Below are 19244 nucleotides of genomic sequence, written 5' to 3'. Positions count from 1 at the left end.
CATGAGCCGGTAATGGCGGACGCTGGCCGGCAGTCGAGGGTGCCGGCCACCGCCCGGCACTACCGGGCAACCGGGTCGGGGCGCTTTTCCAGGCACAGGGGACCGACCCCGTGGCGGGGGCAGACCTCCGGGGAGGCCAGGGGGGCATGAGCCGGTAATGCGGGCGGCTGGCCGGCAGTCGAGGTTGCCGGCCAGCGCCCGGCACTACCGGGCAACCGGGTCAGAGCCCTTTGCCAGGCAAAGGGATCCGACCCCGTGCCGGGATCAGACCTCCAGCGAGGCCAGATCGCCCTTGCTCTCCAGCCAGCCCTTGCGGTCGGAGGCGCGCTTCTTGGCCAGCAGCATGTCCATCAGCGAGCTTGTCTGCTCGCGATCGTCCACGGTCAGCTGCACCAGGCGGCGCGTATCCGGGTGGATGGTCGATTCGCGCAGCTGCGGCGGATTCATCTCGCCCAGGCCCTTGAAGCGGGTGACGTTGATGGCGCCCTTGATCTTCTCGCGTTCGATCTTGTCCAGCATCGAGCGCTTTTCTTCCTCGTCCAGGGCGTAGAACACCTGCTTGCCCACGTCGATGCGGAACAGCGGCGGCATCGCCACGAACACGTGGCCGGCATCGACCAGCGCCGGGAAGTGCTTCAGGAACAGTGCGGTCAGCAGCGTTGCGATGTGCAGGCCGTCGGAGTCCGCGTCGGCCAGGATGATGACCTTGCCGTAACGCAGGCCGCTGATGTCGTCCTTGCCGGGGTCGCAGCCGATGGCGATGGCCAGGTTGTGTACTTCCTCCGAGGCCAGCACGCTGTTGGATGAGACTTCCCAGGTGTTCAGGATCTTGCCGCGCAACGGCATGATGGCCTGGAAGTCCTTGTCGCGGGCCTGCTTGGCGCTGCCCCCTGCCGAGTCGCCTTCCACCAGGAACAGCTCGGTACGCGACAGGTCCTGGCTGATGCAGTCGGCCAGCTTGCCGGGCAGGGCCGGGCCCTGGGTGACCTTCTTGCGGACGACCAGCTTCTCGGTCTTCAGGCGTGCGCTGGCGCGCTCGATGGCGATCTGCGCGATCTTTTCGCCCAGCTCCACGTTCTGGTTCAACAGCAGGCTGAAGGCATCGTGGGCCGCGCCTTCAACGAAACCGGCCGCCTGGCGCGAGGACAGGCGTTCCTTGGTCTGGCCACTGAACTGCGGGTCGGTCATCTTCAGCGAGAGCACGAACGACACGCGGTCCCACACGTCTTCCGGGGCCAGCTTGACGCCGCGCGGCAGCAGGTTGCGGAAGTCGCAGAACTCGCGCAGCGCCTCGGTCAGGCCGGTACGCAGGCCGTTGACGTGGGTGCCGTGCTGGGCGGTGGGAATCAGGTTGACGTAGCTTTCCTGCACCAGCTCGCCTTCCGGCAGCCAGGCCACGGCCCAGTCCACCACCTCGGTGTCCTTCTTCAGGTTGCCGACGAACAGGTCGGCCGGCAGCGATTCGCGTTCGCCCAGTTCCAGCTTCAGGTAATCGCGCAGGCCGTCCTCGTAGTACCAGGTGTCGACTTCACCGGTGGCCTCATCGGTCAGCTTGACCGTCAGGCCCGGGCACAGCACGGCCTTGGCGCGCAGCAGGTGCTTCAGCGCGCGCACCGCGAACTTGGGCGTGTCGAAGTATTTCGGGTCAGGCCAGAAGCGCACGCGGGTGCCGGTGTTCTTCTTGCCGACGCTGCCGACCACTTCCAGCGGCGTGGCGCGGTCGCCGTTGCGGAAGGTGATGCGGTGCTCGGCACCTTCGCGCTTGATGTGCACTTCCACCAGGGTCGACAGCGCATTGACCACGCTGACGCCGACGCCGTGCAGACCGCCGGAGAAGGTGTAATTGTTGTTGCTGAACTTGCCGCCCGCATGCAGGCGGGTGAGGATCAGCTCGACACCCGGGATCTTCTCTTCCGGGTGGATGTCCACCGGCATGCCGCGGCCGTCATCGCTGACCTCCACGCTGCCATCCTTGTACAGGGTGATCTCGATCGAGCGGGCGTGGCCGGCGAGGGCCTCGTCCACCGAGTTGTCGATCACTTCCTGCGCCAGGTGGTTCGGGCGCGCGGTGTCGGTATACATGCCGGGACGGCGCTTGACCGGGTCAAGGCCGGACAGGACTTCAATATCGGCGGCGTTATAGCGGGCGTTCATCTGTCTTCGAAAGCTTGGAGCGACGGGCAAGTGTGGGGTCTGGCACGGGATTTTGCACGCCTGCGGTTCAGTCTCGGCGACGCAGAGGGGGTAAAATGGCAGCCGCTGGAATCTGAATGCCGGCGACCCCCGTTGGGTCGAAACATCCAAGCCATACCGCGAGGAGGACCTCATGAAGAAGTTGCTGACCATTGCGATCCTGGCCGCTGCCGCCGTTGCAGTGCCGCTGGTGGTGGCGCAGAACGCCGGCCAGCCGGCCCCGCAACAGGGTGGCCAGGCCGACAAGGCGCAGGCCGAAGCCGATGCCAAGGCCAAGCGCCGCGCCCAGGCCAATGCCGAAATGAAGGCGCAGGGCCAGCCGGCCCCGCAGCAGGAAGAGGAAGAAGAGGCGCGGAAGAAGAAGTAATTCTTCCGCCCTCCGAAGCCCTTGCCGCAAGGGATTCGCCCCCCGACGCCCCGCCCAGCGGGGCGTTTCTTTTGGGTGACGGCCGCAACTGCCCCTTGGGTTGGCGGCCATCAATCTGTAAACTATGGCTTTCCGGGAGTAAGTGCGTGTCCACCCTTTGCGAATGGGCTGGCACGGCCATGCGTGGTCGCCAGCAATGCGGGTCGCAGGTGACGGTCGATTTGACCGGCACGGCCGCCCCGACCTCGCAGGGTGGTCCCCGTCCGGCGCCTGCCGCCGCACGGCCCAGCACCTCCCTCGCTGCCCCAGCGAACCGGAAAACCCCCTTCAAGCTCCATGCCCGCCCTCCGGGTGCGCGTGGTGCTGCCGTTTTCCATTTCCAGACAGGATGCTTGCAGCCATGACTCCCTTGATTTTCGTAACCGGCGGCGTGGTGTCCTCGCTCGGCAAAGGCATTGCCGCTGCGTCACTGGCCGCCATTCTCGAAGCCCGTGGCCTGAAGGTCACGATGATGAAGCTCGACCCGTACATCAACGTCGACCCGGGCACCATGAGCCCGTTCCAGCACGGTGAGGTCTACGTCACCGACGACGGCGCCGAGACCGACCTCGACCTGGGCCACTACGAGCGCTTCGTGCGCACCCGCCTGAGCCGCAAGAACTCGGTCACCACCGGCCGCATCTACGAGAACGTGATCCGCAAGGAGCGCCGTGGCGACTATCTGGGCGCGACCGTGCAGGTCATCCCGCACATCACCGACGAGATCCGCCGCTGCATCGATGAAGCCACCGAAGGTTACGACGTGGCGCTGGTCGAGATCGGCGGTACTGTCGGCGACATCGAGTCGCTGCCGTTCCTGGAAGCGATCCGCCAGGTGCGCACCGAGCGTGGCCCGGAGAAGGCGCTGTTCATGCACCTTACCCTGGTGCCGTACATCGGCGCCGCCGGCGAGCTGAAGACCAAGCCGACCCAGCATTCGGTGAAGGAGCTGCGCTCGATCGGCATCCAGCCGGACGTGCTGCTGTGCCGCTCCGAGCAGGCGGTGCCGGATTCGGAGCGCCGCAAGATCGCCCAGTTCACCAACGTCTCCGAGCGCGCGGTGATCAGCGTGCCGGACGTGGACGTGCTGTACCGCATTCCGTCGGGCCTGCACGCGCAGGGCCTGGACGAGATCGTGGTCAACCAGCTGAAGCTGGCCGATAAGGCCGGCCCGGTCGACCTGTCGATGTGGGAAGACGCGGTCGACGCGACCCTGCATCCGCTGGACGAAGTGACCATCGCCGTGGTTGGCAAGTACGTCGATCACCAGGATGCCTACAAGTCGGTCGGCGAAGCCCTCAAGCACGGTGGCCTGCGCCAGCGCACCAAGGTCAACCTGAAGTGGCTGGAAGCACAGGACCTGGAAGGCACCGACATGGCCGCACTGGCCGATGTCGACGGCATCCTGGTGCCGGGTGGTTTCGGTGACCGTGGTTTCGAAGGCAAGGTGCTGACCTCGAAGTTCGCCCGCGAGCAGCAGGTGCCGTACTTCGGCATCTGCTACGGCATGCAGGCGGCCGTGGTCGACTACGCGCGCAACGTGGTCGGCCTGGAAGGTGCCAACAGCACCGAGAACGACCGCCAGTCGCCGAACCCGGTGATCGGCCTGATCACCGAATGGCGCACCGCGACCGGTGACGTGGAAAAGCGCGACGACAAGAGCGACCTCGGCGGCACCATGCGCCTGGGTCTGCAGGAACAGCGCCTGAAGCCGGGCACGCTGGCCCGCGAGCTGTATGGCAAGGACGTCGTCGCCGAGCGTCACCGCCACCGTTACGAGTTCAACAACCGTTACCGCACCCAGCTGGAAGATGCCGGCCTGGTGATCGCCGGCAAGTCGATGGACGACACCCTGGTGGAAGTGGTCGAACTGCCGCGCGACGCGCACCCGTGGTTCCTGGCCTGCCAGGCGCACCCGGAATTCCTGTCCACGCCGCGTGACGGCCATCCGCTGTTCATCGGTTTCATCCGCGCCGCACGCGAGCGCAAGGCCGGCGGCAAGCTGCTTTCCGAAGCGCGCGCCTGACTTGTGAATGGGGGCTTCGGCCCCCATCCTGCATGCTTCAACCCCCAGCGCACCGGCCCGGCCGGTGCTGCGGACAACAAGGAAACGCCATGAAACTGTGTGGATTCGAGGTCGGGCTGGACCAGCCCCTGTTCCTGATCGCCGGCCCCTGCGTGATCGAGTCGATGCAGCTGCAGCTCGATACCGCCGGCAAGTTGAAGGAAGTCACCGACAAGCTCGGCGTCAACTTCATCTTCAAGTCCAGCTTCGACAAGGCCAACCGTACTTCGGGCACCGCGTTCCGTGGCCCGGGCATGGAAGAGGGCCTGAAGGTCCTGGCCGAGGTCAGGAAGCAGATCGGCGTGCCGGTGCTGACCGACGTCCACGAATACACCCCGATGGACGAAGTGGCCTCGGTGGTGGACGTGCTGCAGACCCCGGCGTTCCTGGTCCGCCAGACCGACTTCATCCGCAAGGTGTGCTCGGCCGGCAAGCCGGTCAACATCAAGAAGGGCCAGTTCCTGGCGCCGTGGGACATGAAGCCGGTCGTGGAGAAGGCCAAGGCCACCGGCAACGAGCAGATCATGGTCTGCGAACGTGGTGCCAGCTTCGGCTACAACAACCTGGTCAGCGACATGCGTTCGCTGGCGGTGATGCGCGACACCGGTTGCCCGGTGGTGTTCGACGCCACCCATTCGGTGCAGCTGCCGGGCGGGCAGGGCACCAGTTCCGGTGGCCAGCGCGAGCACGTGCCGGTGCTGGCCCGTGCCGCCGTGGCGGTGGGCATCTCCGGCCTGTTCGCCGAGACCCATCCGGATCCGTCCAAGGCGCTGTCCGATGGCCCCAATGCGTGGCCGCTGGACCAGATGGAAGCACTGCTTGAGACCTTGATGGAACTCGACGCAGTGACCAAGAAGCACGGCTTCTCGCGCTTCGCGTGAGTCGTGACCCGTGGCTGGCGCTGGAAACCCAGCGCCGCCGCCGGCACTGGGAACAGTGGCCGTGGGGCCTGATCGCACTGGGCCTGGCCGTGCTGTTCACCGTGGGCATGTTCGGGCTGGTGCTGATCGGTGCCGCGTCCGTGCGGCCGCCGGGTGATGGCAGCAGCGCACTCGATCTGCGCGCGTACTTCATTGCGCTGCTGGTGGCAGAGCTGCTCGGTGCAGTGGGATGCGTCGCTGCTGCTGCGCAGGCCTGGAGGCTGAATCGCGGCAAGGTGGCCGCCGGCCTGGCGATCATCCTGCTCTCGCTCTGGCTCGGCGCCCTGTTCTACGGAGTGCTTTGATGAATGCGACCACATCGGCGCGAGGCTGGCCCTGGGGCCTGATCGCCCTGGGGCTGTCCGTGTTGACCTGGATCGCCCTGGTGGTGGGCGTACTGGCCTTCACCGCCGGTTTCCGGCCGCCGGGGGACGGGAACAACGGCGTGCAGGCCACGCAGTGGTGGTTGCTGGGCGCACTGGTCACGATGGTGCTGTCCTTCCTGGGCAGCCCGGTGGCGATGGTGCTGGCCTGGCGACGGCGGCGTGGCCCCATCCTGGCGGCGCTTGCTGGTGCATTGCTGGTGATGCTGGTGTCGATGGTCCTGATCGTGATCGGGTCCAGCTGGGGCTGAAGCCGCCCACGCAATTTGGCAAGTGGCGGGCAGCCGGGGATAATCACGCGGCATTCGTTTTGTCGCCCCCTCTCCAGACAGGTAACCGGTCCGACCATGAGCACGATCCGCAGCATCCACGCCCGTGAAATCCTCGACAGTCGTGGCAACCCCACGCTGGAAGCCGAAGTCATCCTGGAGGACGGTTCGTTCGGTCGTGCCGCGGTTCCCTCCGGCGCCTCGACCGGCACCAAGGAAGCGGTCGAGCTGCGTGACGGCGACAAGACCCGTTACCTGGGCAAGGGCGTGCGCAAGGCCGTCGACAACGTCAACACCACGATTGCCGCCGCGCTGAAGGGCTTTGAGGCCACCGACCAGGCCGGCCTCGACCGTCGCCTGATCGATCTCGACGGCACCGAGAACAAGGGCCGCCTGGGCGCCAACGCACTGCTGGGTGTTTCGATGGCCGCTGCGCACGCCGCCGCCGCATCGAACAAGCAGGCGCTGTGGCAGTACCTGGCCGCCAGGACCGGCGTGACCCCGTCGCTGCCGGTGCCGATGATGAACATCATCAACGGCGGCGCGCACGCCGACAACAACGTCGACTTCCAGGAATTCATGGTGTTGCCGGTCGGCTTCACCTCGTTCTCCGAAGCGCTGCGTGCCGGTACCGAAATCTTCCATTCGCTGAAGTCGGTGCTGAAGGGCCACGGCCTGAGCACGGCGGTCGGCGACGAAGGCGGCTTTGCTCCGGACTTCCGCAGCAACGTCGAAGCGCTGGACACCATCCTTGAAGCGATCGGCAAGGCCGGCTACACCGCCGGTGAAGACGTGCTGCTGGGCCTGGACGTCGCCTCCAGCGAATTCTTCGAGAACGGCAAGTACAACCTGGTCGGCGAGAACAAGCGCCTGACCTCCGAGCAGTTCGTCGACTTCCTCGCCGACTGGGCCGCGCAGTACCCGATCATCACGATCGAAGACGGCCTGGCCGAGAACGACTGGGCTGGCTGGAAGCTGCTGACCGATCGCATCGGCAAGAAGGTGCAGCTGGTCGGTGACGACCTGTTCGTGACCAACCCGAAGATCTTCCAGGAAGGCATCGACTCGGGCACCGCCAACGCGATCCTGATCAAGGTCAACCAGATCGGCACCCTGAGCGAAACCCTGGAAGCGATCGCCATGGCCGACCGCGCCGGTTATGCCGCGGTGGTCTCGCACCGTTCGGGCGAAACCGAAGACACCACCATCGCCGACATCGCAGTGGCTACCACCGCCACCCAGATCAAGACCGGTTCGCTGTGCCGCAGCGATCGCGTGGCCAAGTACAACCAGCTGCTGCGCATCGAGGAAGCCCTCGGCGCCGGCGCGCGTTACGCCGGTCGTGACGCGTTCGTTTCGCTGAAGCGCTGAGCCGATGCGCGACTGGCGCTGGATGCTGCTGGTGCTGGCCCTGCTGCTGGGCTGGCTGCAGTACCGCTTCTGGTTCGGTCCGGGCAATTCGGGCGAAGTGATGATGCTCGAAGCCCAGGTCGCCAACCAGGAGCGGGACAATGAGGGTCTGCAGCAGCGCAACGACGCGCTCGCTGCCGAAGTGAAGGACCTCAAGGAAGGCCAGTCCGCCATCGAGGAGCGCGCACGCAGCGAGCTGGGCATGATCAAGCCCGGCGAGAAGTTCTATCGTGTGGTCGAGGATGCGCCGGTCCACCCGGCGCAGCCTGCGGCAGGTGTCAGTGCGCAGGTTGGCGACCACCCGGCGGACGTGCCATGAGTGCGGCCATCTGGGTCGTGGTTCCGGCTGCGGGCCGTGGCACCCGCTTCGGCGCGCCGTTGCCCAAGCAATACCTGCAGGCAGGGGGACAGATCCTGCTTGCCCATACCCTGGACGCCCTGCTGGCGCACCCGGCCGTGGCCGGGGCGATGGTGGTGATCGGCCAGGACGACGCCGACTGGCCCGGCTGGAACGAGTGGGCGGGCAAGCCGGTGCTGACCTGCATCGGTGGCGCGACCCGTGCCGCTTCGGTGCTGGCTGGCCTGCAGGCGCTGCCGGAGACGGTGCGCGCTGATGAGTTCGTACTGGTCCACGATGCCGCGCGGCCGAACCTGTCGCCGGCCGATCTCGGCCGCCTGCTTGAAGTCGGTCGTACCGACCCGGTGGGGGCGATCCTGGCCGCACCGGTACGTGACACGCTCAAGCGTGCAGGCGACGACGGTGGCATCGATGGCACCGAGCCGCGTGAGCGCCTCTGGCGTGCACTGACCCCGCAGCTGTTCCGCCGCCATCAGCTCAGCCGCGCGCTGTCCGACGCCGCTGCCGCCGGTGTTGAAGTCACCGACGAGGCGATGGCCATGGAGCGCCAGGGCCAGCGCCCGCTGCTGGTGGAAGGCAGCGAGGACAACTTCAAGGTCACCACCCCGGCCGATCTGGACCGGTTCGAATTCGTACTTTCCCGCCGCGCCGGCTGACCGCCCGCGTGGCCCTGCTGCAAGGGTTGCATCCATGAGCACCGCACCGTTCCCGCCCGTCCGCATCGGCCAGGGCTACGACGTCCATGCCTTCGGCGAAGGCGATCACATCATGCTTGGCGGCGTGAACGTTCCACACAGCTGTGGCGTGCTTGCGCACAGCGATGGCGACGTGATCCTGCACGCCTTGTGCGATGCGATGCTCGGTGCGCTTGCGCTGGGCGACATCGGCCAGCATTTCCCACCCAGTGACGACCGCTGGAAGGGCGCCGACAGCAGCGACTTCGTGCGTCATTGCGACAGCCTGCTGCGCGAGCGCGGCTGGCGCGTCGGCAACACCGACATCACCGTGATCTGCGAGCGGCCGAAGGTTGGCCCGCATGCGCTGGCGATGCGTGAGCGCATCGGCGGCCTGCTGCAGTTGCCGCTGGATGCGGTCAGCGTCAAGGCCACCACCTCGGAAAAGCTGGGCTTCACCGGCCGTGGTGAAGGCATTGCCGCACAGGCGGTCGTGTTGCTGGTGGCGGCATGATTCCGCTGCCGTTGGCATTTGGTGCGCCGTTGTTGACGGCGCGCATCCGCACCACGCCAGACGATTTCCAGGTTGACGAGCTGCCGGCCTTCGAGGCCACCGGCGAAGGCGAGCACCTGTTGCTGCACATCCGAAAGCGCGGTGCCAACACCGTGCATGTGGCCAAGGTGCTGGCCAAGTGGGCGGGCCTGCCGGAAATGGCGGTGAGTTACGCCGGCATGAAAGACCGCCACGCGGTCACCACCCAGCGTTTCAGCGTGCACCTGCCCAAGCGCATTGCGCCGGACTTGGCCGAGCTGGCCAGTGACGAGATCGAAGTGCTCGAAGCGACCTGGCACAACCGCAAGCTGCAGCGTGGCGCACTGGCCGGCAACCGCTTCAAGCTGGTCCTGCGCGAGGTGCAGGGCGATGCCGCAGCGATCAGCGAACGCCTGCAGCAGATTGCCGGGCGCGGCCTGCCGAACTGGTTTGGCGAGCAGCGCTTTGGCCGCGACGGCGGCAACGTGCCGGCGGCACTGGCGATGTTCGGTGGCCGCCGCATGCGCAAGGACCAGCGTTCACTGCTGCTGTCTGCCGCCCGATCGGCGCTGTTCAACCGCGTGCTGGCTGCGCGCGTGGAGCAGGGCAACTGGGATCAGCCACTGGACGGCGAGGTGTGGATGCTGGACGGCAGCCGCAGCGTGTTCGGCCCGGAGCCGTACACCGACGTGCTGGCCGAGCGCCTCGCGCGGTTCGACATCCATCCCAGCGCACCGCTGTGGGGCGAAGGCGAGCTGCGCAGCACCGAAGCGGCACGCGAGCTGGAGCTGGCCGCGCTCGACGACGAGGAATCGAAGGCACTGCGGGCCGGCCTGGAAGACGCGCGCCTGAAGCAGGAGCGCCGCGCGCTGCGCCTGCGCCCCGCGTTGTTGCAGCACCAGTGGCTGGGCGATGACGTGCTGGAGCTATCGTTCGCGCTGCCGCCGGGCTGCTACGCCACCGCCGTGCTGCACGAGCTCGGCCCGGTCGAAGACGCCTCGCAGGCCTGAGCAGGGCGCGCGGTAGAGTCGACTGTCAGTCGACTTGCGCGCGCAGCGCGGGGTATTCGCTTGCCGCTGGAAGAGCAGTCGACTGACAGTCGACTCTACCTGGACTCATGGCGTCCCCTTTTTTCAGCGCCGCGCCAGCAGCACCAGCACCGCGCCGGTGCCGCCTTGCCCGGTCGGCGCCGAATGGAATGCCAGTACGTCGTTGCGCAGCCGCAGCAGGCGGTCGACCAGGTTCTTCAGTACCGGTGCACCGCCGTCGGACTGCAATCCCTTGCCGTGGATGATGCGCACGCAGCCATACTCGTGTGCATGCGCTTCCAGCAGGAACTGGCGCAGCAGCGTCTCCGCCTGCGCGGCGGTGGCGCCATGCAGGTCCAGTTCGTCCTGCACCGAATACTGGCCACGCTTGAGGCGCTGGAACAGGCGAGGTGGCAGGTTGTCGCGGCGATAGCTGGCCACGTCGCCGGCTTCCAGTGGCGTGCTGTCGCGCAGCAGCCGGGCGAACTCGCCGGCGGCTTCGGCCTCGTCACGTTCGGCCATGCGCGCGCGCGGCTTCGGCCGGGGCGCAGCCGGTGCCGGCTCGGCATCCTTGCGCAGCGGCGTCACTTCGCCGATGGCCGCGCGGAACAACGCGGCCGGATCTTCGTCTTCAGGGTGCGACATGCGCACAGGGTAAACCGCTGGCGCAGGTCTGCCTATGACGGTTCGATGTCGGCCGTGACCGCCGGCAGGGTAGGACCGGCGGCTCGCATGCGGCACAATAGACGATGCCCTTGCAGGGTCGACGGCTTCCGCAGGGGAGTACGACGGTCCCGCCCACACTGCACGGTGATGGAATCGAATTCTTGGAAAATCAAGCGGTTAAATCGAAGATGCGAATCCTGGTCAGTAACGACGATGGCGTCGACGCCGCAGGCATCCGGATGCTTGCTTCGGTGCTGCGTGAGGCCGGTCACGAAGTCACGGTGGTCGCGCCCGACCGCGATCGCTCCGGCGCCAGCAATTCGCTGACCCTGGACCTGCCGATCCGCCTCAAGCGCATCGACCATTACACCGTCTCGGTGGCCGGTACCCCGACCGACTGCGTGCACCTGGCGCTGACCGGGCTGCTCGAGTTCGAACCCGACATTGTCGTGTCCGGCATCAACAACGCCGCCAATCTCGGCGATGACGTGATCTATTCCGGCACCGTCTCGGCGGCGATGGAAGGTCGCTTCCTCGGCCTGCCGGCGGTGGCGGTCTCGCTGGTTACCCGCAACCACGATCCGAAACACTTCGAGACCGCCGCGCGCGCTGCGGTGGAGATCGTCGCCCGGCTCAAGGCCGATCCGTTGCCGGCTGACACCATCCTCAACGTCAACGTGCCGGACCTGCCGTGGAACGAGGTCAAGGGCTTCGAGGTCACCCGCCTGGGCAACCGCCATCGTGCAGAAGGCTGCATCGCGCAGAAGGACCCACGCGGCAACGAGGTGTACTGGATCGGCCCGGCCGGTCGTGAGCAGGACTCCGGCCCCGGCACCGACTTCCACGCGGTGCGCACCGGGCATATCTCGATCACCCCGATCCAGGTCGACCTGACCCGCTACCAGGCACTGGAGAAAGTGGCCAGCTGGGTCGGCGGCCTCAGCGCCGCGCTGGACCAGCCGGCATGAGTCCACGCCTGCGCCTGCAACCGGAAGCCGTCGGCATCGGCATGACCTCGCAGCGTGTGCGCGACCGCCTGGTCGATCGCCTGCGCGAGGCTGGCATCGTCGACGAGTCGACCTTGAATGCGATCCGGGTGGTGCCACGTCATCTGTTCATCGACGAAGCGCTTGCGTCACGCGCCTACGAAGACACCGCCCTGCCGATCGGCCACGGCCAGACCATCTCGCAGCCCTGGGTGGTGGCGCGCATGACCGAAGCCGTGCTGCAGGTCTCGCCGAAGAAAGTGCTGGAAGTCGGTACCGGCTCCGGCTACCAGGCCGCCGTGCTCGGCGCGCTGGGCCTGGAGATCTACACCGTCGAACGCATCGGCGACCTGCTGCGACAGGCGCGCAAGCGCTTCCGTGCGCTGGGCATGAATATCCGCACCAAGCATGATGATGGCCGCGCGGGCTGGGCCGAGCACGGCCCGTTCGATGCCATCGTCGTCACCGCCGCGGCGCCTGCACTGGTCGATGAACTGGTCGGGCAGCTGGCCGAGGGCGGCCGCCTGGTGGCGCCGGTCGGCGGGCCGGGTGGGCAGTCGCTGGTGCAGCTGGACCGCAGGGCTGACGGCAGCATCGAACAACGCGTGCTTGCGCCGGTCACCTTCGTGCCGCTGCTGTCCGGCATGCTCGACTAATCCACGGAGCAGGGTTGCATGAAGATTTTCGGGCCGCTGTACGAGCGGGCGATGAAGTGGGCGGCGCACGAACGCGCGCCGACCTACCTGACGGTGTTGAGCTTCTTCGAGGCGATCATCTTTCCGGTGATGCCGGAAGTGATGCTGGCGCCGATGTGCGTGGCCCAGCCGAAACGCGGCTGGTGGTTCGCCACCCTCAGCCTGGCCGGCTCGATGGTCGGCGCGCTGATTGGCTATGCATTGGGTCATTACGCCTTCGAAGCGATCAAGCCGTTGTTCGAAGCACTGGGCATGCTGCCGGCCATCGAGCAGGGCATCACCACCGTGCAGGCCAAGATGGCCGAGTCGCCGTGGGCGGTGTTCACCTTCCTGGTGCTGGGCGGCTTCATGCCCATCCCGATGAAGGTCTTCACGTGGGCATCGGGTATCGTCGGCGTGCCGATGCCGCAGTACCTGTTGAGCATGCTGATCGGTCGCGGCAAGCGCGTGTTCGTGCTGGCTGCGGTCATCCGTATCGGTGGTGCGCGTGCTGAAGCGGCACTGCGTCGCTGGATTGAACCGCTGGGCTGGATCGCCACCGCGTTGGTGGTGGTGCTGATCGCCTGGCTTGTATGGAGGTCGAAGTTCGCATGAATCCTGATCGTCTGAGCAAGGGAGTGCGCATCGGCGCGCTGGCGTTGCTGGTTTCCACCCTGGCCGCCTGCGGCACCGCAACCGTGGTTCGTCCTGGTGGTGGCAGCACCGGTGGCGGTGTGACCACGCCGAAGACCTCGGTGCCCAAGCCCGGGCAGACCGTGGTGGTGCGCAAGGGCGATACCATCTATGCGCTGGCCCGCATCCATGACATCACCCCGGCCGACCTGATTGCCTGGAACAGCCTGGACAACCCCTCGACCATCCATCCCGGGCAGGTGATCCGACTGTATCCGGCCGGTGCCAGCGGCGGCCGCGCGCCGACCACGGTGGTCACCCCGCCGCGCTCGGGTGGCAGCAGCGGCGGCAGCACCACATCGGCCCCGGCCCCGGCGCCGGTGGGTCCGGTGAAGAGCAACATCGCCTGGCGCTGGCCGGCCGATGGCGCGATCGTCGGCCGCTACGTGGCCGGTGACGCGACCAAGCAGGGCGTGGACATCGCCGGAACCAGCGGCCAGCCGGTCAAGGCCACCGCCAACGGTGTGGTGGTGTACTCCGGCGCCGGCCTGGTTGGCTACGGCGAGCTGATCATCATCAAGCACAGCGACCAGTGGCTGTCGGCCTATGGCCACAACCGCAAGCGCCTGGTGAATGAAGGGCAGAGCGTGAAGGCCGGTGAGCAGATCGCCGAGATGGGCCGCACCGGTGCGAACCGCGACATGGTCCACTTCGAGATCCGCTACAACGGCAAGCCGGTGGACCCGCAGCAATACCTGCCGGCACGCTGATCGTTGATTCGCCATCTGGGCGGATCCCCGGCCCGGCGCAGCGCGCCGGGCGTTCGCCGACGGTGCGGCCCATGGGCCGCAAACACCGCCGGCTCACCCGCTACAACGGCAAGCCGGTGGACCCGCAGCAGTACCTGCCGGCACGCTGATCGTCGATTCGCCATCTGGGCGGATCCCCGGCCCGGCGCAGCGCGCCGGGCGTTCGCCGACGGTGCGGCCCATGGGCCGCAAACGCCCTCGGCTCACCCGCTGTAACGGCAAGCCGGTGGACCCGCAGCAGTACCTGCCGGCGCGTTGAGTCCGTGGGGTCGGGTGGCGCCGGGCAATGCTCAGCGTTCCCGACCTGTAGCGTCGAGCCATGCTCGACTCGCTGTACGCTGGCTGCCGTGGGTGGCCATTTGCGACCATGAGTGGCGCATCTCAAGCTTCCCGGCAAGCCAGGGAAGCGGCATGCTTCAACGGAACCCGCCCCCCCCAATCCGGTGCCGCATGTCTCGCCCAACAGCCCTTTTCGTGCTGCTCATCGCGCCATTGGCGGCCGCCGCCAGCAGCGATCCACGTGACGTGGTCACCCGCCTCTACGACGTCATCCAGGCGCCGACGTCGAACGAAACGGCCATTTCCCCGCTGCTGGGTGAGGCCCTCCGCTCAGCCATCGCTGCGCAGCGTGCATATGAACAGGCCTGCACCGCACTGGCGGCGCCCGATGAAAAGCCGCACATGCTGGACCAGAGCCCGTATCTGCTGGCGCCGGATCGACCGGAAACGATATCCGTGGGAATGCCCGGATCGAGCGGTGACGCCACCTGGATCCATGTCGACATGGCCGTGGGCGACTACCGCTGGACCGACCGGGTCCTGCTGCAGCGGCAGGACCGGGACTGGAAGGTCATGGATATCCGCTGGGGGCAGGGCGGCAACCTGATTGGCCGGCTCAAGGCGTTCTCGGCATTCCGCTGCACACCTTCGGGCAGCTAGCCGGGAGCCACCCGGCGACTCGACCTCAGCCTTCCAGAATGAAGGCGGCGGCGACCTTGCGGCCTTCGCCGGCCAGGATGTTGAAGGTGCGCGCGGCGGCTGGATTGTTCATCACTTCCAGGCCGATGCCGCGTGACAGACAGGCGGCCATCACCACCGCCGGCGGGAACACCTGACGGTCACCCGTGCCGAGCACGATCAGCGCCGGATTCAGCGCCAGGATCGGCTCCAGGTCAGCCACATGCAGCGCAGTGGCGCTCACCACCGGCCATTGCGTGACCAGCTGGTCCGGGGTCAGGAAGAAACTGCTGCCCAGCGCCTGGTCATTCACCTTGGCCGAGCGGCCATCGGCGGCACGGAGGCTATAGGCGTAATCCGGCGGTTCGTGGTTCAGCTGCATGGCAGTAGGGCGATCAGCCGCGCGGCAGCACGATCTGGCGCTGTTCCTTGCTCGGGCGGTACAGCACGGCGACGTGGCCGATGCGCTGCACCAGCGCGCTTTCGGTGGCTTCGACGATCTCGCCGATCATCACGTCACGGGCGTCGCGGTCTTCAGCAGCGACCTTCACCTTGACCAGCTCGTGGCGCTCCAGCACTTCGTTCAGCTCAGCGATGAAGGCCGGGGTCACACCCTTGCCGCCGGTCTGCAGCAGGGCCTTCAGGTCGTGGGCTTGGCCGCGCAGGAAACGGGTCTGGGAGGCGGTCAGGGCGATGGACATGCAGGAAAACACGGTTGAATGGGGCGATCAGGGTATCATGAGGACCCCATCAGCCCCTATTTTCAATGGCTACCCGCAGCAAAAGCAGCCAGCGCTGGCTCAAGGAACACTTCTCCGACCCCTTCGTGAAGAAGGCCCAGGCCGAAGGCATGCGCTCGCGCGCCGCCTACAAGCTCGAAGAGCTGCTGGAACGTGACCGGTTGCTGAAGCCGCACATGGTGGTCGTCGACCTCGGTGCCGCCCCGGGCGGCTGGTCTCAGCAGGTGCGGAGACAGATCGGCGACACCGGTCGCGTGCTGGCGCTGGACATCCTGGACATGCCGCCGCTGGCCGGCGTGGAGTTCCTTCATGGTGACTTCAGGGAAGAAGCCGTCCTATCGCAGTTTGAAGCCATGCTCGGGGATCAGCCGGTAGACCTTGTGCTGTCGGACATGGCCCCCAATAAGAGTGGTGTAGGCGCGGTCGACCAGCCGCGGATGATGCACCTGGCGGAGCTGGCCCTGGATTTTGCCGACAACCACCTGAAGACCGGTGGGGCGTTCCTGATCAAGCTGTTCCAGGGTGAGGGCTTTGACGACTACGTGCGCGACATGCGCCGCCGGTACGACAAGGTCTCCATCCGCAAGCCGGAAGCGTCGCGCAAGCGCTCTCCCGAGGTGTATGCCTTGGGTCAGGGAAAACGCGCCCACATGAAGTAAGCTCGCAACGTACGCAAGTTCGACCCCAACGCAACGCCAGCACTGAGAGGAACACCGGAGCCAATGAGGATGAACGACTTGACCAAGAACCTCCTGCTATGGGTGGTCGTCGCCGTCGTGCTGATGGTGGTCTTCCAGAGCTTCTCGCCGAAGTCCTCCGGGGCCGGCGCGCAGGGCGCGTCCTACTCGCAGTTCCTGGACCAGGTGGACAGCGGCAACGTGCAGAAGGTCGCCTTTGGCGGCGACATGCGTGGCGGCACCAGCCAGCTGACCTACACCACCCGCGGTGGGCAGTCGTCCACCATCACCGCGCCGTTCGATCGTGACCTGATCAACGTGCTGCGTACCAAGAACGTGGAGATCGTGCAGGAGGAGCCGTCCAGCGGCATTTCCCTCGGCGCGATCCTGATGAATTTCCTGCCGGTCATCCTGATCATCGGCTTCTGGTTGTTCATCATGCGCCAGATGCAGGGCGGTGGCGGCGGTGCCAAGGGCGCGATGTCCTTCGGCAAGTCGCGCGCCAAGCTGCAGGGCGAAGACCAGATCAAGGTCACCTTCGCCGACGTCGCCGGCTGCGACGAGGCCAAGGAAGAAGTGGGCGAACTGGTCGACTTCCTGCGCGACCCGTCCAAGTTCACCAAGCTGGGCGGCAAGATTCCGCGCGGCGTGCTGATGGTGGGCCCGCCGGGTACCGGCAAGACGCTTCTGGCCAAGGCCATCGCCGGCGAAGCCAAGGTGCCGTTCTTCTCGATCTCCGGTTCGGACTTCGTGGAAATGTTCGTCGGCGTCGGCGCCAGCCGCGTGCGTGACATGTTCGAGCAGGCCAAGAAGCACGCGCCGTGCATCATCTTCATCGACGAAATCGACGCCGTCGGCCGCCACCGTGGCGCCGGCCTGGGCGGCGGTCACGACGAGCGCGAGCAGACCCTGAACCAGCTGCTGGTCGAGATGGACGGTTTCGAGGGTGGCGAAGGCGTGATCGTGATCGCCGCGACCAACCGTCCGGACGTGCTGGACCCGGCGCTGCTGCGCCCGGGCCGTTTCGACCGCCAGGTCGTGGTCGGCCTGCCGGACGTGAAGGGCCGCGAGCACATCCTCAAGGTCCACATGCGCAAGCTGCCGCTGGCTGACGACGTCGAGCCGATGGTGATCGCGCGTGGTACCCCGGGCTTCTCCGGTGCGGACCTGGCCAACCTCTGCAACGAGGCGGCCCTGTTCGCCGCGCGCGGCAACGAGAAGGAAGTCCGCATGGACCACTTCGACCGTGCACGCGACAAGATCCTGATGGGTGCCGAGCGCCGCTCGATGGCCATGAGCGAGGACGAGAAGACCCTGACCGCGTACCACGAGGCCGGCCACGCCATCGTCGGCCGCCTGGTGCCCGAGCACGACCCGGTCTACAAGGTCACCATCATTCCGCGCGGCCGCGCGCTGGGTGTGACCATGTACCTGCCGGAAGGCGACAAGTACTCGATGAACCGCGTGGCGATCCAGTCGCAGCTGTGCTCGCTGTACGGCGGCCGCGTCGCTGAAGAGCTGATCTTCGGCGAGGACAAGGTCACCACCGGCGCCTCCAACGACATCGAGCGTGCCACCAAGATGGCCCGCAACATGGTCACCAAGTGGGGCCTGTCCGAGCAGCTCGGCCCGATCGCCTATGGCGAAGAGGACGACGAGGTGTTCCTGGGCCGTTCGGTCACCCAGCACAAGAGCGTGTCCAACGACACGGCGCGCCGGATCGACGAGGAAGTGCGCAACATCCTCGACAAGGCCTACGCCCGCACGACCCAGCTGCTGACCGAGAACATCGACAAGCTGCACGCGATGTCGCAGCTGCTGCTGCAGTACGAGACCATCGACGCGCCGCAGATCGACGCGATCATGGAAGGCCGCGATCCGCCGCCGCCGGCGGGCTGGAGCAAGTCGAACAAGGATGGCGGCAACGACAAGGGCGGCGACGCCCGTCCGCTGCCGCCGATCGCAGGCCCGGCCGAATCGCACTGACGGCCCGCTGCAGGTGACACCAGACGAGGCCGGGGCAACCCGGCTTCGTCGTTTCCGGGCCACTGGCCCATCCCGAAGAACCGATCTGACGCTGGAGCCCGCATGTCCGCCCCGAAGCCCGAACCGATTTCCCACACTGCCGAAATGGTGATCGCCACCGTGGTCGGCGTGGGTGTGGGCCTGGGGGCCGACAACCTGCTGCTGGGCTGCGTGGTGGGTATCGGGGTCGGCATCGTGCTGAGCATCGCCAAGACCCTGTACGTGGACCGCAAGCGCCGCCGCCGTTGAGGGGGTGTCGGCAGGGCTTCGCCCTGCACCCGCGGTAGTGCCGGCCGCTGGCCGGCAACCTCAACAGCAACAGCAACAGCAACAGCAACAGCGACAGCAACAGCGACAGCAACAGCAACAGCGACAGCAACAGCAACAGCGACAGCGGCATTCCGTGGTTTGGCGGGGCGGTGTGGGTTGGCAGGACACGCCGTAAACCCGTCCCTGGGGGCTCGATGGCGCCATCCATGGCGCCAACGGTCCTGCCAACCCACACCGCCCCACCTCTGACAGATTCCTGCGGCTGTTGGTAGGTGTCGACCTTGGTCGACACGGTAGATCCACGCCATGCGTGGATGCATTTCGATTCCAACTCGAAATATTCGATTCCGATGGAGATTCATCCACGCATGGCGTGGATCTACTGCAGATCGCGGAGATCTGTCGAAGGCGGGGTGGGTCCGGTTGCGGGGGCGTGAGCCGCATGGATGCGGCGACCGAGCCTTATCTGATGAAAATCTGTCAGCGTAGGTGTCGAGAGCCGGCGTGGGCCGCCGTACGAGCCTGGATCTCGACGATCGCCATGTAGCTTGGCGCCCACGCCGGAATCT

At 66.6% G+C, this 19244-nt stretch carries 22 protein-coding genes; 18 read left to right on the top strand and 4 right to left on the bottom strand.

The window, feature by feature from the left end:
• Nucleotides 1-264: 264 nt before the first annotated feature.
• Nucleotides 265-2154, bottom strand: coding sequence for a DNA topoisomerase IV subunit B (gene parE / locus AC5P6S_RS20710; protein ID WP_005408996.1), 1890 nt, complete (start codon nt 2152-2154; stop codon nt 265-267).
• 172 nt (nt 2155-2326) lie between these two features.
• On the opposite strand from parE, the gene AC5P6S_RS20705 reads away from it, so the two are divergent.
• From AC5P6S_RS20705 to truD, 10 genes are all read left to right on the top strand, one after another.
• The gene (locus AC5P6S_RS20705; RefSeq protein WP_005408997.1) at nt 2327-2560 is read left to right on the top strand and encodes a hypothetical protein; all 234 of its coding nucleotides are present in this window, start codon (nt 2327-2329) and stop codon (nt 2558-2560) included.
• A gap of 400 nt (nt 2561-2960) precedes the next feature.
• Entirely contained in the window at nt 2961-4625 is a 1665-nt protein-coding gene (pyrG, locus tag AC5P6S_RS20700) for a CTP synthase (protein ID WP_005408998.1), read from the top strand.
• An 89-nt stretch (nt 4626-4714) separates the two neighbouring features.
• A complete protein-coding gene (gene kdsA / locus AC5P6S_RS20695) occupies nt 4715-5545 on the top strand; it encodes a 3-deoxy-8-phosphooctulonate synthase (protein ID WP_005408999.1) in 831 nt (276 codons plus the stop codon).
• Nucleotides 5542-5889: a hypothetical protein gene (locus AC5P6S_RS20690; protein ID WP_099498097.1), complete on the top strand. Its 348-nt coding sequence runs from the start codon at nt 5542-5544 to the stop codon at nt 5887-5889. Before kdsA ends, AC5P6S_RS20690 begins: the two co-directional genes overlap by 4 nt.
• Nucleotides 5889-6218 (top strand): hypothetical protein, encoded by a 330-nt coding sequence (locus AC5P6S_RS20685; RefSeq protein WP_005409001.1) that lies wholly within the window; start codon nt 5889-5891, stop codon nt 6216-6218. Before AC5P6S_RS20690 ends, AC5P6S_RS20685 begins: the two co-directional genes overlap by 1 nt.
• A 96-nt stretch (nt 6219-6314) precedes the next feature.
• Nucleotides 6315-7607, top strand: a complete 1293-nt coding sequence (eno, locus tag AC5P6S_RS20680) for a phosphopyruvate hydratase (RefSeq protein WP_005409002.1) — start codon at nt 6315-6317, stop codon at nt 7605-7607.
• 4 nt (nt 7608-7611) lie between these two features.
• The gene (ftsB, locus tag AC5P6S_RS20675; protein WP_005412924.1) at nt 7612-7965 is read left to right on the top strand and encodes a cell division protein FtsB; all 354 of its coding nucleotides are present in this window, start codon (nt 7612-7614) and stop codon (nt 7963-7965) included.
• Nucleotides 7962-8660 carry a 2-C-methyl-D-erythritol 4-phosphate cytidylyltransferase gene (gene ispD, locus AC5P6S_RS20670; RefSeq protein WP_005409004.1) on the top strand — a complete coding sequence of 233 codons (699 nt, stop codon included), beginning with the start codon at nt 7962-7964 and terminating at the stop codon, nt 8658-8660. The genes ftsB and ispD overlap by 4 nt, the downstream gene beginning before the upstream one ends.
• 34 nt (nt 8661-8694) lie before the next feature.
• Nucleotides 8695-9192 carry a 2-C-methyl-D-erythritol 2,4-cyclodiphosphate synthase gene (gene ispF, locus AC5P6S_RS20665; protein ID WP_005409005.1) on the top strand — a complete coding sequence of 166 codons (498 nt, stop codon included), beginning with the start codon at nt 8695-8697 and terminating at the stop codon, nt 9190-9192.
• Nucleotides 9189-10220: a tRNA pseudouridine(13) synthase TruD gene (gene truD, locus AC5P6S_RS20660; RefSeq protein WP_005409006.1), complete on the top strand. Its 1032-nt coding sequence runs from the start codon at nt 9189-9191 to the stop codon at nt 10218-10220. Before ispF ends, truD begins: the two co-directional genes overlap by 4 nt.
• 123 nt (nt 10221-10343) lie before the next feature.
• Here truD and AC5P6S_RS20655 read toward each other — a convergent pair whose 3' ends face one another.
• On the bottom strand, nt 10344-10883 hold the full coding sequence (locus AC5P6S_RS20655) for a Smr/MutS family protein (RefSeq protein ID WP_005409007.1): 540 nt from the start codon (nt 10881-10883) through the stop codon (nt 10344-10346).
• Between the two features lie 209 nt (nt 10884-11092).
• On the opposite strand from AC5P6S_RS20655, the gene surE reads away from it, so the two are divergent.
• The 5 genes from surE (at nt 11093) to AC5P6S_RS20630 (ending at nt 14945) form a co-directional block, all read left to right on the top strand.
• The gene (surE, locus tag AC5P6S_RS20650; protein ID WP_005409008.1) at nt 11093-11872 is read left to right on the top strand and encodes a 5'/3'-nucleotidase SurE; all 780 of its coding nucleotides are present in this window, start codon (nt 11093-11095) and stop codon (nt 11870-11872) included.
• Complete coding sequence (locus AC5P6S_RS20645) at nt 11869-12546, top strand: protein-L-isoaspartate(D-aspartate) O-methyltransferase (RefSeq protein ID WP_005409009.1); 678 nt, start codon at nt 11869-11871, stop codon at nt 12544-12546. The genes surE and AC5P6S_RS20645 overlap by 4 nt, the downstream gene beginning before the upstream one ends.
• Nucleotides 12547-12564: 18 nt before the next feature.
• The gene (locus AC5P6S_RS20640; protein WP_005409010.1) at nt 12565-13179 is read left to right on the top strand and encodes a YqaA family protein; all 615 of its coding nucleotides are present in this window, start codon (nt 12565-12567) and stop codon (nt 13177-13179) included.
• On the top strand, nt 13176-13967 hold the full coding sequence (locus AC5P6S_RS20635) for a peptidoglycan DD-metalloendopeptidase family protein (protein WP_005409011.1): 792 nt from the start codon (nt 13176-13178) through the stop codon (nt 13965-13967). Before AC5P6S_RS20640 ends, AC5P6S_RS20635 begins: the two co-directional genes overlap by 4 nt.
• A 489-nt stretch (nt 13968-14456) precedes the next feature.
• Nucleotides 14457-14945 carry a YqhG/Tai3 family protein gene (locus AC5P6S_RS20630; protein WP_043034329.1) on the top strand — a complete coding sequence of 163 codons (489 nt, stop codon included), beginning with the start codon at nt 14457-14459 and terminating at the stop codon, nt 14943-14945.
• Between the two features lie 25 nt (nt 14946-14970).
• On the opposite strand, the gene AC5P6S_RS20625 is transcribed toward AC5P6S_RS20630, so the two are convergent.
• Both AC5P6S_RS20625 and yhbY read right to left on the bottom strand, forming a co-directional pair.
• Nucleotides 14971-15345 (bottom strand): Mth938-like domain-containing protein, encoded by a 375-nt coding sequence (locus AC5P6S_RS20625; RefSeq protein ID WP_024956345.1) that lies wholly within the window; start codon nt 15343-15345, stop codon nt 14971-14973.
• A gap of 13 nt (nt 15346-15358) precedes the next feature.
• Entirely contained in the window at nt 15359-15664 is a 306-nt protein-coding gene (gene yhbY, locus AC5P6S_RS20620) for a ribosome assembly RNA-binding protein YhbY (RefSeq protein ID WP_004152868.1), read from the bottom strand.
• Nucleotides 15665-15729: 65 nt separating this feature from the next.
• Between yhbY and rlmE the strand changes: the two genes are divergently transcribed.
• The 3 genes from rlmE (at nt 15730) to AC5P6S_RS20605 (ending at nt 18654) form a co-directional block, all read left to right on the top strand.
• The gene (gene rlmE / locus AC5P6S_RS20615; RefSeq protein ID WP_005409014.1) at nt 15730-16362 is read left to right on the top strand and encodes a 23S rRNA (uridine(2552)-2'-O)-methyltransferase RlmE; all 633 of its coding nucleotides are present in this window, start codon (nt 15730-15732) and stop codon (nt 16360-16362) included.
• A 69-nt stretch (nt 16363-16431) separates the two neighbouring features.
• Nucleotides 16432-18366 carry an ATP-dependent zinc metalloprotease FtsH gene (ftsH, locus tag AC5P6S_RS20610; protein ID WP_005409015.1) on the top strand — a complete coding sequence of 645 codons (1935 nt, stop codon included), beginning with the start codon at nt 16432-16434 and terminating at the stop codon, nt 18364-18366.
• A 102-nt stretch (nt 18367-18468) separates the two neighbouring features.
• Nucleotides 18469-18654 (top strand): hypothetical protein, encoded by a 186-nt coding sequence (locus tag AC5P6S_RS20605; RefSeq protein ID WP_005409016.1) that lies wholly within the window; start codon nt 18469-18471, stop codon nt 18652-18654.
• The last annotated feature ends 590 nt before the right edge of the window (nt 18655-19244 follow it).

The sequence above is a fragment of the Stenotrophomonas sp. YJH_SMC_119 genome, assembly GCF_059368315.1.
This window is presented reverse-complemented; position numbering and strand designations above follow the sequence as displayed.

What these genes read in the sequence shown, in the direction of transcription:
- ispD (WP_005409004.1), top strand. Translation starts at nt 7,962, where the DNA reads ATGAGTGCGGCCATCTGGGTCGTGGTTCCGGCTGCGGGCCGTGGCACC.
- yhbY (WP_004152868.1), bottom strand. Translation starts at nt 15,664, where the DNA reads ATGTCCATCGCCCTGACCGCCTCCCAGACCCGTTTCCTGCGCGGCCAA.
- pyrG (WP_005408998.1), top strand. Translation starts at nt 2,961, where the DNA reads ATGACTCCCTTGATTTTCGTAACCGGCGGCGTGGTGTCCTCGCTCGGC.
- ftsH (WP_005409015.1), top strand. Translation starts at nt 16,432, where the DNA reads ATGAACGACTTGACCAAGAACCTCCTGCTATGGGTGGTCGTCGCCGTC.
- eno (WP_005409002.1), top strand. Translation starts at nt 6,315, where the DNA reads ATGAGCACGATCCGCAGCATCCACGCCCGTGAAATCCTCGACAGTCGT.
- truD (WP_005409006.1), top strand. Translation starts at nt 9,189, where the DNA reads ATGATTCCGCTGCCGTTGGCATTTGGTGCGCCGTTGTTGACGGCGCGC.
- parE (WP_005408996.1), bottom strand. Translation starts at nt 2,154, where the DNA reads ATGAACGCCCGCTATAACGCCGCCGATATTGAAGTCCTGTCCGGCCTT.
- AC5P6S_RS20625 (WP_024956345.1), bottom strand. Translation starts at nt 15,345, where the DNA reads ATGCAGCTGAACCACGAACCGCCGGATTACGCCTATAGCCTCCGTGCC.
- AC5P6S_RS20655 (WP_005409007.1), bottom strand. Translation starts at nt 10,883, where the DNA reads ATGTCGCACCCTGAAGACGAAGATCCGGCCGCGTTGTTCCGCGCGGCC.
- AC5P6S_RS20705 (WP_005408997.1), top strand. Translation starts at nt 2,327, where the DNA reads ATGAAGAAGTTGCTGACCATTGCGATCCTGGCCGCTGCCGCCGTTGCA.
- AC5P6S_RS20605 (WP_005409016.1), top strand. Translation starts at nt 18,469, where the DNA reads ATGTCCGCCCCGAAGCCCGAACCGATTTCCCACACTGCCGAAATGGTG.
- rlmE (WP_005409014.1), top strand. Translation starts at nt 15,730, where the DNA reads ATGGCTACCCGCAGCAAAAGCAGCCAGCGCTGGCTCAAGGAACACTTC.
- AC5P6S_RS20645 (WP_005409009.1), top strand. Translation starts at nt 11,869, where the DNA reads ATGAGTCCACGCCTGCGCCTGCAACCGGAAGCCGTCGGCATCGGCATG.
- AC5P6S_RS20635 (WP_005409011.1), top strand. Translation starts at nt 13,176, where the DNA reads ATGAATCCTGATCGTCTGAGCAAGGGAGTGCGCATCGGCGCGCTGGCG.
- ispF (WP_005409005.1), top strand. Translation starts at nt 8,695, where the DNA reads ATGAGCACCGCACCGTTCCCGCCCGTCCGCATCGGCCAGGGCTACGAC.
- ftsB (WP_005412924.1), top strand. Translation starts at nt 7,612, where the DNA reads ATGCGCGACTGGCGCTGGATGCTGCTGGTGCTGGCCCTGCTGCTGGGC.
- AC5P6S_RS20630 (WP_043034329.1), top strand. Translation starts at nt 14,457, where the DNA reads ATGTCTCGCCCAACAGCCCTTTTCGTGCTGCTCATCGCGCCATTGGCG.
- AC5P6S_RS20685 (WP_005409001.1), top strand. Translation starts at nt 5,889, where the DNA reads ATGAATGCGACCACATCGGCGCGAGGCTGGCCCTGGGGCCTGATCGCC.
- surE (WP_005409008.1), top strand. Translation starts at nt 11,093, where the DNA reads ATGCGAATCCTGGTCAGTAACGACGATGGCGTCGACGCCGCAGGCATC.
- kdsA (WP_005408999.1), top strand. Translation starts at nt 4,715, where the DNA reads ATGAAACTGTGTGGATTCGAGGTCGGGCTGGACCAGCCCCTGTTCCTG.
- AC5P6S_RS20640 (WP_005409010.1), top strand. Translation starts at nt 12,565, where the DNA reads ATGAAGATTTTCGGGCCGCTGTACGAGCGGGCGATGAAGTGGGCGGCG.